The organism is Adlercreutzia sp. CNCM I-6207 (genome assembly GCF_977072305.1).
Window position 1 is genome coordinate 118,288 of sequence record NZ_CDRVLZ010000003.1, and the last position, 14,227, is coordinate 132,514.

Annotated in this window: 15 protein-coding genes; 14 read left to right on the forward strand and 1 reads right to left on the reverse strand. The window is 61.3% G+C overall.

Features of this window, described 5'->3' with window-relative positions:
• Positions 1–104 precede the first annotated feature (104 nt).
• The 13 genes from mobB to ACW4QM_RS02805 all read left to right on the forward strand — a co-directional run bounded on the left by mobB (position 105) and on the right by ACW4QM_RS02805 (position 12,838).
• Complete coding sequence (gene mobB / locus ACW4QM_RS02745) at positions 105–1,433, forward strand: molybdopterin-guanine dinucleotide biosynthesis protein B (RefSeq protein WP_417175321.1); 1,329 nt, start codon at positions 105–107, stop codon at positions 1,431–1,433.
• Positions 1,434–1,451: 18 nt separating this feature from the next.
• The gene (locus tag ACW4QM_RS02750) at positions 1,452–2,624 is read left to right on the forward strand and encodes a 4Fe-4S binding protein (RefSeq protein ID WP_227069910.1); all 1,173 of its coding nucleotides are present in this window, start codon (positions 1,452–1,454) and stop codon (positions 2,622–2,624) included.
• Positions 2,625–2,770: 146 nt separating this feature from the next.
• Positions 2,771–3,619 carry an amino acid ABC transporter substrate-binding protein gene (locus ACW4QM_RS02755; RefSeq protein ID WP_223901194.1) on the forward strand — a complete coding sequence of 283 codons (849 nt, stop codon included), beginning with the start codon at positions 2,771–2,773 and terminating at the stop codon, positions 3,617–3,619.
• Between the two features lie 127 nt (positions 3,620–3,746).
• The gene (locus ACW4QM_RS02760; protein WP_157012157.1) at positions 3,747–4,400 is read left to right on the forward strand and encodes an amino acid ABC transporter permease; all 654 of its coding nucleotides are present in this window, start codon (positions 3,747–3,749) and stop codon (positions 4,398–4,400) included.
• A gap of 10 nt (positions 4,401–4,410) precedes the next feature.
• Positions 4,411–5,184, forward strand: a complete 774-nt coding sequence (locus ACW4QM_RS02765; RefSeq protein WP_455798172.1) for an amino acid ABC transporter ATP-binding protein — start codon at positions 4,411–4,413, stop codon at positions 5,182–5,184.
• 261 nt (positions 5,185–5,445) lie between these two features.
• A complete protein-coding gene (locus ACW4QM_RS02770) occupies positions 5,446–7,038 on the forward strand; it encodes a S1C family serine protease (protein ID WP_223901192.1) in 1,593 nt (530 codons plus the stop codon).
• A 228-nt stretch (positions 7,039–7,266) separates the two neighbouring features.
• Positions 7,267–8,658, forward strand: coding sequence for a radical SAM protein (locus ACW4QM_RS02775; RefSeq protein ID WP_455798173.1), 1,392 nt, complete (start codon positions 7,267–7,269; stop codon positions 8,656–8,658).
• A gap of 171 nt (positions 8,659–8,829) precedes the next feature.
• Positions 8,830–9,363, forward strand: a complete 534-nt coding sequence (locus ACW4QM_RS02780) for a DUF2975 domain-containing protein (RefSeq protein WP_157012151.1) — start codon at positions 8,830–8,832, stop codon at positions 9,361–9,363.
• A gap of 10 nt (positions 9,364–9,373) precedes the next feature.
• Positions 9,374–9,694, forward strand: a complete 321-nt coding sequence (locus ACW4QM_RS02785) for a helix-turn-helix domain-containing protein (RefSeq protein ID WP_227069905.1) — start codon at positions 9,374–9,376, stop codon at positions 9,692–9,694.
• A gap of 371 nt (positions 9,695–10,065) precedes the next feature.
• Complete coding sequence (locus tag ACW4QM_RS02790; protein WP_114538642.1) at positions 10,066–10,386, forward strand: HNH endonuclease signature motif containing protein; 321 nt, start codon at positions 10,066–10,068, stop codon at positions 10,384–10,386.
• A 22-nt stretch (positions 10,387–10,408) separates the two neighbouring features.
• Positions 10,409–11,059, forward strand: a complete 651-nt coding sequence (locus tag ACW4QM_RS02795) for a T6SS immunity protein Tdi1 domain-containing protein (protein ID WP_227069902.1) — start codon at positions 10,409–10,411, stop codon at positions 11,057–11,059.
• A gap of 537 nt (positions 11,060–11,596) precedes the next feature.
• A complete protein-coding gene (locus ACW4QM_RS02800; RefSeq protein WP_227069900.1) occupies positions 11,597–12,409 on the forward strand; it encodes an Rpn family recombination-promoting nuclease/putative transposase in 813 nt (270 codons plus the stop codon).
• A gap of 204 nt (positions 12,410–12,613) precedes the next feature.
• Positions 12,614–12,838, forward strand: a complete 225-nt coding sequence (locus ACW4QM_RS02805) for a helix-turn-helix domain-containing protein (RefSeq protein WP_157012144.1) — start codon at positions 12,614–12,616, stop codon at positions 12,836–12,838.
• A gap of 139 nt (positions 12,839–12,977) precedes the next feature.
• Here the strand turns inward: ACW4QM_RS02805 and ACW4QM_RS02810 are convergent, their stop codons facing one another.
• Positions 12,978–13,208 (reverse strand): helix-turn-helix domain-containing protein, encoded by a 231-nt coding sequence (locus ACW4QM_RS02810; RefSeq protein WP_114548229.1) that lies wholly within the window; start codon positions 13,206–13,208, stop codon positions 12,978–12,980.
• A gap of 301 nt (positions 13,209–13,509) precedes the next feature.
• Between ACW4QM_RS02810 and pyrH the strand changes: the two genes are divergently transcribed.
• Entirely contained in the window at positions 13,510–14,226 is a 717-nt protein-coding gene (pyrH, locus tag ACW4QM_RS02815; RefSeq protein WP_114538647.1) for a UMP kinase, read from the forward strand.
• The last annotated feature ends 1 nt before the right edge of the window (position 14,227 follow it).

Sequence of the window (14,227 nt, forward strand, 5' to 3'; positions counted from 1 at the left end):
ACGGGACGTCCGTTCCTGCAATCGACACCTTGCGCCCTAGTGCTATACTTTCCCGGAACAAAACGGCGGCCCAGGCGGCCGCATTAGGGGAGGGCGTAACAGCTATGATCGATATTCCAAGTCCGGCTGTGGCCGTCGTGGGGCGGCACAACTCCGGCAAAACGACGCTCATCGAGCGGCTCATCGCCGAGCTGGTGGGCCGCGGGCTCGACGTGGGTTCCATCAAACACCATTCCCATCGCGGGTTCGATATCGATATTCCCGGCAAGGACTCCTACCGCCACAGGGCCGCCGGCGCCTCCGAAACGGTTATTGCGGCCCCGGGGCAGGTGGCGCGCATCAAGACCGTGGAAGACGAGGTGGAGTGCAGCGAGCTGGTGCGCTCGATGCCGAATCACGACATCATTGTGGTGGAGGGCTACCGCAAAAGCGGGTTGCCCACCATCGAGATCATGCGCTCGGGCAACGAGGCCGACTGCCGTGCGGCTCGCCTGTTCGTGAAGGCGGCCCGGGAGGGCCTGCCTTTGACGACGGACTTCACGCAGCTGGGGCGCGCGGTCGACCGCGCGGGCAACGCGGCTGGGCGCGACGGCGCGGGCGAAGTACCGGGTTTGGGCGAGATGCCGGGCGCGTCCGACTACTCGGCTGCCGCCGATGCTGCGGCCAAGATGCCTTCCACCAACACGGTGGCTGTGGTGACCGACATTCCCGAGGCCGAGGAGGCTGCGGCGCTCTATGGCATTCCCGCCATCGGTCTTGAAGATGTGGCCGCTTTGGCCGACTTCCTTTCCGAGCACTACGTGCGGCCGCGCGTCACGGTGGTCATTCAGGCCGGTGGCGAGTCGCGGCGCATGGGCCAGTCGAAGGCAACGGTGCCCTTTGCGGGACGTCCCCTCATCTGCCGTCTCGTCGAGCGTCTGTCGCCCGTGGCCGATGAGCTTATCATCACCACCAACGAGGCCGACAAGCTGGGCTTTCTCCATGATATGTACCCCGATCTGACCATCAGGCTCGTGGGCGACGCCTATGCAGAACGAGGCGCTTTGCCCGGGCTCTATACCGCGCTTGCTGCTGCCGAGAACCCGTACGTGGCCGTGGTGGCCTGCGACATGGTGTTCGCGAGCGCGCGTTTGGTGGTGGCCGAGGCGCTTGCCATGCACGAGAGCGGAGCCGACGTGGTGGCGCCGTCCAACAAGCACGGCTTCGAGCCGATGCACGCCATGTACCGCAAGGAAGGGTGCCTCGGCGCTGTTCACGCCCGCACCGAGCGCGGGGAGAAGCGCGTGCAGAGCTTCTTCGACGATCCGGCGGTTACGGTGCTGCCCTTCAATCAGGATCGCGTCCTGGAAGTTGAGCCCCGCGGCGGCTGCTTTATCAATGCCAACACGCCCGATGAGCTTGCTCGCATCGAGCAGTCCTATCTCGGCGAATAGCAGAAAGGGATTCGCGCCATGCCGAACTTGAACGATATCATGGAGATGATGGACGCCTTGGAGACGAAGGCGATCATTACGATTCCCACGTTCTGCGTCGCTGTGCGCAACCGTCATTCCTCATGCCGCAAGTGCGCCGATGTATGCCTGGCCGACGCCTTCACGATTGAGAAGAACGAGCTGAACATCGACGCTGGGGCGTGCGTGGCCTGCGGTGCCTGCGTGGCGGTGTGCCCTACCTCGGCGTTGGTTCCCATGGATCCGATGCCCGACGACTTGGCCGGCGCTGTGGCCGAGACGACCAACGCGGCTGATGGCCTGACGGTCATCGCCTGCGCCCGCAAGGCGGCTCGCAACGTGGGCGACCCCGATAAGTACGCAGTGGTGCCCTGCCTCGCACGCATGGAGGAAGAGCTGCTCGTGGAATTGGTGGCCCGCGGCGTTCCGGAGATCTGCCTGGTGGACGGCGACTGCCGCACCTGCAAGTATCGAGGCGCGGTGCCCGCCATCGACGACACGGTTGAGTCGACGCGCGCGCTCGTCGAGGCCATGGGGTCGGACGCGCAGATCACGCGCACGTCGGAGTTTCCGGCTTCGGTTCAAGTAGAGGATATGCGCAAGGCGGTCGGTGCCGCCCGGCGTGAGTTCTTCACCTCCTCGGGCCATTATGCCAAGGACGTGGCGAAGTCGGCCGCCGAGAAGGTGGTGAACGAGAAGCTGGCGCAACTGCATCTGCAGAAACAGGAGCAGACGCTGCGGGAGAAGCTCGGCGTGAAGAACGGCGCGGGCAAGATGCCCACCATCGAAGCCGAGCGCAACATCGCTATTCTGGATGCCATGAGTCGCATCGGCGATCCGGACGAGCCAGCCGTCGACGAGATGTTCACGCGCATTTTCGGCGATATCGCCATTGATGCCGAGAAATGCTCCGGTTGCGGCATGTGCGTCATGTTCTGCCCCACCGACGCCCTGCGCAAGGCGGTCGATCGCCATCCGGACGAGGGCAAGGCGTACCTGGAGTTCCAGGTCTCCGACTGCGTTCAGTGCAACCTGTGCGCCGATGCCTGCTTGAAGAAGTGCATCGAGATCGTACCCGTCGTCTCCATGGAAGAGCTGTTCGATTTCGAGCCGCGCCTCGTGGAGATTTCCGCCGCTAAGAAGGGCAACAAGCTCTTCAACCGGAACAAGTAGGTTCCTTGGGCGAACCTGTGGCTTTCGCCCCTTTTTATTGCATTGGTCTGTGCTATACTAGCCAACGCTCTAGTGCTTTAGCACAGTAAAGAAGTAAAGTGGGGAAGGCGAGAGACTTTCCTGGCGTACCTTTTAGGGAGGACGGAATGAAGAAACTGACGAAGATCGCCGCTGCAGCTGCGGCTCTGTGTCTGGGGGCCGCGCTTCTGGCCGGCTGCTCGGGCTCCAACGACGCGGCCGATAACGCGGCCGACAATGGCGCTGCCGCTAACCCCGATGCCACGACGCTCATCGTGGGCCTGGACAACGCTTACCCGCCCTATGGCTTCATCGGCGACGATGGCAACCTGACCGGCTTCGACATTGATCTGGCCACCGAGGTGGCCGCGCGCAATGGCTGGAACCTCGAGCTTGAAGCCATCGACTGGGATGCTAAGGACGCGCTGCTGAATCAGGGTACCATCAACTGCATCTGGAACGGCTTCACCATGGAGGGCCGCGAGGCCGACTATACGTTCTCGAAGCCCTACATGCACAACGAGCAGGTCGTTGTGGTGAAGAAGGACTCGGGCATCAGCTCGCTGGATGATCTTGCTGGCAAGAACGTCATGACGCAGGTCGACTCCGCCGCCCTGGACGTGCTGGAGGGCGACCAGAAGGATCTGGCCGACACCTTCGCCGGCGGCAAGGCGCAGACCATCGGCGACTACAACAACGCCTTCATGCAGCTGGAGTCCGGTGCGGTGGATGCCGTGGCTTGCGACCTGTCCATTGCGGACTACCAGATGGCCGCCAAGCCCGATATGTTCGTGAAGCTCGAGCCCCTGTCCACTGAGAACTACGCCGTGGGCTTTGCCAAGGATGGCGACGCGGCCATGGTTGACGCAGTGAACAAGACGCTGAAGGAGATGTACGACGACGGCACCATCGCCAAGCTGTGCGAGAAGTGGGGCGAGTACGGTATCTCCATCGACAACTGGGTGCTGGTAGATTAATTAACAACCTCGCTGACTTCCTTGGGCGCATCCCGGAGTCAGGGAGAATTTAATTAAAAGGGAGGGCGAGGCTCTTGGGGCCTTGCCCTTCTTGTGGGTTTAAGAGCGACGATGAGAGGACGTGGAGATGGAATTCTCGGTCATGATGGGGATTCTCATGGAAGGTTTCGCCCTGACGGCGGAGATCTTCCTCATCACGCTGGTGGGCTCGCTGCCTTTGGGCGTGGTGGTCGCTCTGGCGCGCATGAGCAAGTTTAAGCCGCTGGCGTGGCTGGCGCAGCTTTACATCTCCATCCTGCGCGGCACGCCGCTTATGCTGCAGCTCATGGCCATCATGTTCGGGCCTTACTACATCTTCGGCCTGAACATGGGCAGTGATTGGAAGTTCTGGGCCTGCGCTATCGGCTTCATCCTGAATTACGCCGCCTACTTCGCTGAAATCTATCGTTCGGGCATCCAGTCTATTCCGCGTGGTCAGTACGAGGCGGCCGAGGTACTGGGCTACACCAAAGCCCAGACCTTCATGAAGATTGTGCTTCCCCAGGTCATCAAGCGTATTCTGCCGGCTATGGGCAACGAGGTCATCACGCTGGTGAAAGACACGTCGCTCGCGTTCGTGCTCGGCATCATGGAGATGTTCTCCGCTGCGAAGGCCCTGGCCGCCAGCGAGGTGTCCATGGTTCCCTACGCCATCGCGGCTCTCATCTACTGGGTGTTCTGCCTGCTCATCGAATTCATCCTGAACCGTGTCGAGAAGCGTCTCGATTATTACCACGACTAGGAGGCGTTTCATGGAAAGCAAAGCGGTCGTAAGCCTCACCAACGGCAAGAAGGCGTTCGGGGACAACGAGGTTCTGAAGGATATTTCGCTGACGGTGAACGCTGGCGACGTGCTGGCCATCATCGGGCCCTCGGGCGGCGGCAAGTCGACGCTTCTGCGCTGCATGACGCTGTTGGAAACCCTTGATTCGGGCGACCTTTCCTACGGCGACCTCACCGTCTGTGCGAACAATGCCGAGGGTCGAGCCGTTTACGGGGGCAAGGACGTCGTCGCTGCCGCAAAGACCCGTTTCGGGCTCGTGTTCCAGAATTTCAACCTGTTTCCGCACTATACCGTGCTGCAGAACGTCACCGATGCGCTCATCTGCGTGCAGAAGATGCCGAAGGACGAGGCGCTCGCTCGCGGTCGCGAGCTTTTGGCCCGTATGGGCCTGGCGGACAAGGAAGCGATGGTGCCGTGCGACCTGTCCGGCGGTCAGCAGCAGCGCGTGGCCATCGCCCGCGCCATGGCCATGAATCCGGACGTGCTGTTCTTCGACGAGCCCACGAGCGCGTTGGATCCGGAGTTGACCCGCGAGGTGCTGAAGGTCATCCGCGATCTGGCGACCGAGCACATGACCATGGTCATCGTCACCCACGAGATGGGCTTTGCCCGCGATGTGGCCGACCACCTCATCTTTATGGACGGTGGCGTCATCGTGGAGCAGGGCCCGGCCAGCGAGGTCATCAACAATCCCCAGCACGATCGCACCCGCGCATTTCTGGCGAATTACGATCGGGACTAGGCGCTCGCTTGCGTTCTCGCATCGCCTCGAGGACGCCTTGAAGACGCCTCGAAAGCGACTCGGCGGCGGTCGGCGCGGGGTGCGGTGGCCCGTGCGCGGTCGGCGCGCGTCGTTGCGTCTCCGCGGCGGTTGGCGCGCGTACACCGATTGGTGTATCTCTGTGACGCAAGCGTGACGATGGGTTGACATAACGGTTGAGAAGTTCTAGGGCGTGCTAAGGTTTGGCGCACATAAGGACAACCTTACGCGAAGGAGCCTTCCATGACCGACACCAATAGCACCCCCACGCCTCCAGGCGACTCTGCCTCGGGCGGCCACACCCCCGCATCGCAGCAGCCGGTACCGCTGCAGCCGACTCAGCCTGCGCCCTACAGCGCCCAGGGCGCTCAGCCCTACGGAGGTCAGCAGGCCTATACCGGCCAGGCAGGCCAAGCAACGGGCTATGGCGCCCAGCAGCCCTATGGCTACGGGGCTCAGCAGGCGCCCGGTTCTGCACAGCATTCTGCCGGACAGGTCTACGGCCAGCAAACTTACGAGGCTGAACCTGTGTCCATGCATGCCCAGCACGCGGCTCCCAAAGGCAACGGCGGCAAGACGTTTCTCATCGCCTTCGCCGGTGCGCTCGTGGCCTGTGTGCTTGCCTTCGGCGTCTGGGGTATTGCGGGCGCGATGATCCCGGGCGGCTCAAGCTCGGGCACTTCATCGGTCGTCACCGATCCCTCCACGGGCGAGACGACGGTCATCGCGCCGAGCGAGGATCCGACGTTGGCTGAGGCGGTGTCCGCGAAGTGCCTGCCCTCGGTGGCTGCTATCACCGTGTACGCCGACGCTTCCCAGAATGACGCGATGAGCCAGTACTTTGGCTACCAGTACGGCGGCCAGAGCGAAGGTTCCGGTGAGCTGGTGGCCTACTCCCAGGGTTCCGGCGTCGTGCTGACCGAGGACGGCTACATCATCACCAACAACCATGTGGTGGAAGGCGGCAGCGCTTACGAGGTCATGGTAGCCGGCGAAACCTACGAGGCTGATCTCGTGGGCACCGACCCCTCTTCCGACGTGGCCGTGCTGAAGGCCAAGGACGCCAGCGGTCTTACGGTTATGGAGCTTGGCGACTCCGACAACCTGACCATCGGCGAGTGGGTTATGACGCTGGGCAGCCCCTTCGGGCTCGAGCAGTCCGTCGCCACGGGCATCGTGTCCGCCACGAGCCGCTCCCAGATTATGAGTGCCCAGGAATCGATGCAGTCCGGCGGTACCGGCGAGGTCACCATCTACCCGAACATGATTCAGACCGATGCGGCCATCAACCCCGGCAATTCCGGCGGCGCGCTGGTGGATGACGAGGGCAAGCTCATCGGCATCAACACGCTGATCACCTCGTACTCCGGCAACTACTCTGGCGTCGGGTTCGCCATTCCCGTGAATTACGCCATCAACTTGGCCCAGCAGATCATCGCCGGTGAGACGCCGACCCATGCTCAGCTCGGCGTGAGCCTCTCCACGGTGAGCGCGGCGACGGCGTCCCGCTACGGCCTGCCCGTCGACACCGGCGCCTACGTGGCCGCCGTCACTCCCGACTCCGGTGCGGCTGCGGCGGGCATCGTACCCGGCGACATCGTCACTGCCTTCGATGGGCAGGCGGTTGAGTCGGCTTCCGACCTCATGCTGGACGTGCGCACCAAGAACCCCGGCGACACCGTCACCCTCACGGTGAACAGCGGTGGCCAGGAGAAAGAGGTGCAGGTGACCCTGGGCGACGACTCCGCCAGCCAAAAGGCCAAGCAGGAGCAGCAGAGCCAGGAGCAGTCTATGAACGGCTACAGCCTGGAAGACCTCTTCGGCCGCCAGCGCTAAACGGCGTGACGTATAGGCGTGTGACGCTCACTGCGCCCACGCCACAGTTCGATCAATCTTGGCCCCTTCTCGGAGGGGCCATTTTAATGGCTAATAATCCTGGCGCACCATGGGAAATATAGCGCCATCTGCTAAGATGCGTCGCAAATCATGTCATATTCGGCATTCGAGGCCTTGCGTCTGCCGCATACTAACTGCACTATCCCATGATGCGCAGAGGAGCGTGCAGTGAGGTTCGGCTCTAACGTAGTGGAGCACGCTCCCTTTTCCATCCCCATGATCGGCAACACCGAGACTGGTTATGTTATCGGCCTGACTCCCGAAGGCGCCGCCGTGTGCCACCGCATGTTCACCGAGGACGTGCCCGAAGCAGAGGTCGCCGCAGTGCATGCGGATTTGCCCGCCCATCTGCGTCGTGGCGGCTTTGTCGTGGAAGGGGAGAGCGCCGATGGCGTGGCAGTGAGGGAAGGTGCGGAGGGGGTCGACGAAGGGGCCTTGGGAAAAGGCGTGGAAGATGCCGAACGTCCGGAGGATGTCGAGCGCGAGGAAAGCGTGGAGGGTGCCGGAGATGCGGAAAGCGCCGCAGCCGAGGGTGCCAACATGGCCGCGTTCGACTCGCCTGTGCCGCTGCAGTCGGCGTACCTGCACGTCACCCATCATTGCAACTTGAACTGCATCGGCTGCTACTCGGCGGTGGACGCTCGCAATGCGCGGCGCGATCTTACGCTGGACGAGCTGAGAGGCATTATCGACGCCTTGGCCGATGCCGGCTGCCAGCATCTGGTCATCTCCGGTGGCGAGCCCTTCCTGCGCGACGACCTGGCTGCCATCGTTGCCTACGTGCGCGAGCGCGGCATCGACTCGGTGGACGTGCTCACCAACGGCACGGCCGTCACGCCGGAGAAGCTCGCCGCCATCGCGCCGTACGTGGGCCGCGTGTCGGTGTCCTTCGACGGCCCCAATGCCGAGGCGGCGCCGGTCATTCGCCGCGAGCCGCTGTTCGACCGCTTGGTGGCGGCGGTGGAGATGATCCGCGAGGCGGGCATTGCGCCCCACATCATTCCGACGGCCCATGCGGGCAACATCGACGCTTTGGGCGAGTACGTGGCTTTGGCCGACTCGCTGGGGGCCACCATGAACTTCAGCCTGCTGTCCGCATCCGTGGAAAACGATGATCTGGCAGCGGTTCTTCCTGACGATGCGGCACTCGAGCGTTTGGCGCAGGCAACGCTGGCCCTGTCGCGCGACGGGGTGCCCGTGTTGTCCGACACGCCGGTGAGCACGCGCTTGACGACGACGTGCGGCTGCGGGGCGGGATGCACCATGGTAAGCGTATCGGCCGATGGTGAGGTGTTCCCGTGCCACATGATGCACGATGAGGCGTTTAGCTTGGGATCGCTTTTGGAAGACTCCGGCTGCTTGGCCGCGCGCCATGCCCCTGCGCCCCGCGTGGCCGAGCTGGCCGCCTGCGCCGACTGCGACATCCGCTATCTGTGCGGGGGTGGTTGCCGCGCTCGCGCCTATTTCGCCACGGGCGACGTCGAGGCCCGCGATCCCTATTGTTCCCTCATGCGGACGTTCTACCGTCTGCTTTTTGAGGCAATGTTAGGTCGCAACTAAAGAAAGGAGGTGGAGTATGCTGTTCTATAGCGATATCGAGCCGCAGAGCGTTTGCTATTTCATTGGACCTCCGGGCACTGTTTGTCTCAAAATTGGTCTGTAAAGACGTACGAAGATGCGGCAATTGGCAGCAATGCGCCGGTTGCCGCGTCATCTGAAGAATGGGGAATTGTGAAAGAATCTAGTGATTTTGGCTTAATAATGGCGCTAAGAAAGTTGAAAAGAACATGCAAGGCGCTGAAGCTATGTTTTCTGGTCGCAACAATTGTTCTTTCGATATTCTGGATCGTGGTTGTGGCAACGTTGCTCATGGGGTGGTTGAATGGCGGTGCTGGTGCGATAAATGCTGTGCTGTATGCAGTATTGTATGGCGCTTTCGTCGTTCTTATATTGTGGAATTTGACCAAATTGTTTGACGGCGTAGGTAGAGAAGATGCGCCGTTTTCGAGTTCTCAAGCTGACCGTTTGCAGACAATTGCAGTTATTGCTTTGGCGGTTGTCATTCTTGATTTCCTGATTTCAATAGGTTTCATTTTTGAACCAGCGCCAGAAATTGGCTTCGGCATGGTCGCAAACAATGGAGTTGCTGAGCCAACTCTGAATATCAACATCGGTATGCTAGCCTTTTCTGCTATTATGTACTCACTTTCGGCAATATTTCGATATGCTGCGCTGCTCCAGCAACTCAGCGACGAAACCGTGTAAGGGAGCTGTTATGCCTATTATTCCTCGTCTCGACCGAGTGATGGCGGATCGCAAGATGTCCGTCAACGAGCTTTCCCAGCGCATCGACATCTCGCCGGTGAACATTTCGCGTATGCGCCGCGGTCACATCAAGGCCGTGCGTTTCTCCACGATGGAGCGCATTTGCGAAGTGCTCCAGTGCCAGCCGGGCGACCTGTTTGAGTACGTTTCCCCCGAGCCGGGCACCGATGAGGCCGTCGAGCTGGACGCCATCATCAACCGCCCCATCGAGGAGCCGGCCCGCAAGCCCATCGGCGCCGTCTCCCGCACCCCCGTGAACGTGGCCAACTAGTCTTTGCCACAACCCGCACCTCACAGGACGCCTCACCGGGCGTCCTTTTTCATGCCCGCGAAACACCCCCGAAAAGTGCTCCCCGAGAGCTGCACCCCCGAGAAACACATTTTCAGGAAACGCGCCTGTGCTCCGACGCCCCTTTTTGCAGCATCGAGGAGGTTCCGTAGAGGCAGAAGGATCGACCTCGTCAGATGAAGGACGTCTTTCTGGCAAGTTTTCCAAGCTTTTCGACATGGCCTGTTTGCAGTGGATCAACTGATGACATTCAAGCTGTCTAGATCTCGCCGAAGATTGCTGGGAACGTCATCGGGAGCAACACGGCGGGCACGATTCGGGCCGGCGAGCGTCTCGACAGGACTGTCGATCTTGTGCTGAAGAGGAAGGACATCTGGGACGAGATCCAGATGTCCCAGGCGACGAGGAAGGCTCGGGATCTGTCGAGAGCGGACACAGTGAAGACGACCGTGGGGAAGAGGAATGGGTCGGCAGCCGATGCTTTCAAGAAGGAATACGGGAAAGACTCGGTGCCTGCTGGTTACGATGTCGATCATGTAATAGATCTTCAGCTGGGAAGCGCCGACCATGTGAGCAACATGCGCCCCCTCGACGCCAGCGTCAACCGGAGCATGGGAGCTCAGATACGCTATCCGATAAAGGATCTTCCAGAAGGCACCAAATCGGCAACGTGATATTCGAGTGAAAGGAAGCGAGATGTTCGACTTGTTCAAGAGGAGGAAGGGCCGCGGGGCCCGGCGGAGGGCGACCCCCTCGATGTTCGCGGAGTTTCTGGAGTACTTCGGGGAGGCCCCGGTCCTCGAGGACGGGGCGGCCGATCCCTACGACGCGTTCATCGACGGCCTGGGCGGCCGGTCGTTCGGCGATGGAGTGTTCAGGGTGTTCGAGCGCAGTGATCTCGAGAGATGGCATCGGGTGGTGTCCGGATGCTTCACGAAGCTTCGCGGTGAGTTTAATCTGATCGGATACGATTGGATGGGGCGGTGCTTTGCGGTTGATCAACGGGACGGCGATGGGAAGGAGCTCGTGGTTCTCCTGGAAATCGCAACTCTCGATATGTACTATATCGGGAAAGACGTGGCAGTCTTCCTGAACGAGGTTATGCCGAATCAGAGCGAGGCGTGTCTTGGGGTCGGGAGGTATCGGGAGTGGCTGGAGGGGCATGCGCCCGTGGGACGCATGGAATGCGGCGGCTACAGGATCCCTCTCTTCCTCGGCGGGGAGGACTCCCTGGAGAACATGGAGGTCTCCGACATGGAGGTGTACTGGGATATGACTGACCAGCTGTGGGAGGCCGTGAAGGACCTGCCCGAGGGCACCAAGATAGGCAACATCAGCTTCGAGTAGGGCGAGTCCCCCCCAAACCGGAATGAGGCCTTTGAACGGCGATCTGAGCGAGGTGCTCGATGATTTGGGTCTCCGCTACTTCGAGGGAAATGCCAATTCGCTTCGTGCGGGGCAGGTCTTTATGAAAGCCGGCGCTTGAACCTCACGCTGCTGACGTTGTGCGCGATGGTCAAGTACCCATGGGGCGTTCGCGAGGCCGTCTTTATCTCCGCATCCTGTTCGCCAAGGATGGTAGAGGAAGGCGACGGGGGAAGGGCATGGCCGCGGTCGAGATCGTCCCCTGCGTGAGGCTCGGTTCCATTGTCTTCGGCGAGAAATCATATGAAATGGATGCGAATGCGGAGCTGTCGGAAGGCCCTATTGTGACGAAAGGTCGATAGCCGAGGTCGGCGAGGGGCGGGCGGGGACTCCGATGCGACTCTGCTGCGGCACAAGTGCGGTCGGCGCGGGGAACTGACCGGGGCATTCCCGCGTCATTTCTGCGGTCGCTCTGTCGTAGGCTTGGGGAATCGTGATGTCCGATGAGAGGATTCCGCCATGCCGAAGAGATTTCTGAAGTTCTCCGATCGATGGATGTTCAACCGCGTGCTATGCGAAAAGGAGGTGTGCCGCAAGGTCCTGCGCGCCGCGCTGGGGATAGAGGTGGGCGAGATAACCTACCTGAACGCCGAGCAGGCGAAGGAGCCGGCGGCGGCGAGCCGCGGCGTCCGCATGGACGTGTTCGCGCGGGAGGGAAGCCGCGTGTTCGACATCGAGATGCAGGTCTCCCCCGAGGACCGGATAGGGCGCCGGATGCGCTACTACCAGGCGGCGATCGACGCGACGGAGCTGGGCCCCGGGGAAGATTACGGGCTGCTCCCGGAGAGCTTCGTCGTGTTCTTCTGCGCGACCGACCCCTTCAGGGCGGGCGAGGCCGTCTACTCGATCGAGCGGGTCTGCTTGGAGGCCCCGGAGCTGGTCGCGGGGGACGACTCGCACTGGCGCGTGTTCAATGCGTCGGCCGCCGAGGATGTCGCCGACCCCGACCTGCGCGATTTGCTACACTACGTGGCGACGGGGCGGCCCGACGGCGCGCTGTCCCGCGAGATAGACTCCCTCGTGGAGGAGTACAACCGTGACCGGGAGTGGGTGACCAAGGTGCTGACCTACGAGCAGGATACCGAGATGCGCTGCCGCCGGGCAGAGGCCAGGGGCATCGAGCAGGGCATCGAGCAGGGCATGGACAGGCTGGGAACCCTCGTCGGCCTCCTTCTGGACGCGGGGCGCCTCGACGATGCCAGGCGGGTTTCCGAGGATGCTGCCTATCGCGATGAAATGCTCGCGGAGTTCGGGCTGAAAGTGAGCGAGTAGACAACGGGAAAAGCGTCGCGGAGAGTTGCCCTCCGCTGCGAATGCTATCGGCCTGGTATGAAACTATCACCTTAAAATTATTGAAAACGTGCTAGTATATTAAATACATTATGAGGTTACCGTACCGCCGCGGAGAAGAGGCGCCCGTGTGGGCGCCTGCAGGAACACGCAAAAAGCGGCTTTCTGGGCGGATGGGAGCATGCTATGCCTATTGTGTCGAAGTTGAAGGTGGTCATGGCCGACCGCGACATCAGCGTCAACGAGCTGTCGGAGAAGGTGGGGCGTTCGGCGGTGAACCTCTCCCACTTGCGCTGCAATCACTCAAAAGGTATTCGAATCTCGCTGCTGGAGGATTTGTGTCGCGAGCTGCACTGCCAACCGGGCGATTTACTCGTGTACGAGCCGCCCGCTCGCGAGGAGCAGGACTGACCGAGCCGGCGGGTGTCGCCGAGGCGTCTTTCGTCATCTTTCCTTTAAAAAGACACGGGAAAGATGCTTAAGAGCTTGCACGAGCCTTTCGCTCGCTCGCTCGCTCGATTGATGGGGGGGCGAGAGGAAGTTCTTCACCTTAGAAGTTGATGAGGGCGCCCAAGGGAACATCGAGGGCATCGGCGATTTCGATATATTTGGCGATGCCCGTGTTGTGCTTGCCGGCCTCGATGCGGGCGATGACGGCTTGGTCGGTGTGCACCATGAGGGCAAGCCTTTGCTGGGAAAGGTTCTGGGCAATGCGATGCGCCCTGATCTGCTGACCAAGCGAGTGAATGCGGGCTTGCACCTTTTCCTGTTCGTCGTTCATGGGGCCAAGAGTACGTTGATGACGAATCAGTCATAGGTCATATATGACATAACTAGGCAATTTCTGAAGAATGGGCGCACGGGAAGAGTGGCTGCCTGGCGTCTGCGCGATATGCGTTTCTGCCCGCAGTGGTCTGCACGACGGTTTGCGGTTCAGCGGGAGAGGGTTCGGGTAAGCCCCTATGCTCGCGCCTCAGCACTGAGCTAATTCTTTGATCTTGGAAGGCTGACGCTGCGTTGGCGAGGGACTTCGGGTAATATGTATCCGTTTACAAGATCCTGCCGACGAAGGGATGTACTCGATGGCGAACGAATACAAGTACGATCGCGTGCTGCTCAAGCTATCTGGCGAGGCGCTCGCCGGCGATCAGGGGTACGGCATTGACCCGCGAGTGGTCGATGACCTTGCCGAGGAGATCGCCGAGATCGTTCACGATGGCGTGCAGCTGGCTGTGGTTGTCGGCGGGGGCAACATCTTCCGCGGCCTGGCCGGATCGGCCGAGGGCATGGATCGCTCCCAGGCCGATTACATCGGCATGCTGGCCACGGTGATGAATGCGCTCGCTCTGCAGGACGCCTTCGAGCGCCACGGCATCTTCTCCCGCGTGCAGAGCGCCATCAATATGCAGGAAGTGTCCGAGCCCTACATTCGCCGCCGAGCGATCCGCCATTTGGAGAAGGGGCGCGTCGTCATTTTGGCGGCCGGCACGGGCAATCCCTATTTCACGACCGATACGACGGCGGCCCTGCGCGCCTGCGAGCTGGACGTCGATTGCGTCATGAAGGCCACGAAGGTCGATGGCGTCTACGATGCCGACCCGATGAAGAATCCCGACGCGCACCGGTTCGACCATATCAGCTATATGGAGGTGCTGAGCCAGGGGCTGCATGTCATGGATGCCACGGCCACCTCGCTTTGCATGGACAACGACGTGCCCATGATCGTTTTCGATCTCACCAAGCCGGGCAACATCAAGGCCGCTCTGCAGGGCGAGCCGGTGGGCACGGTGGTCGAGTAGG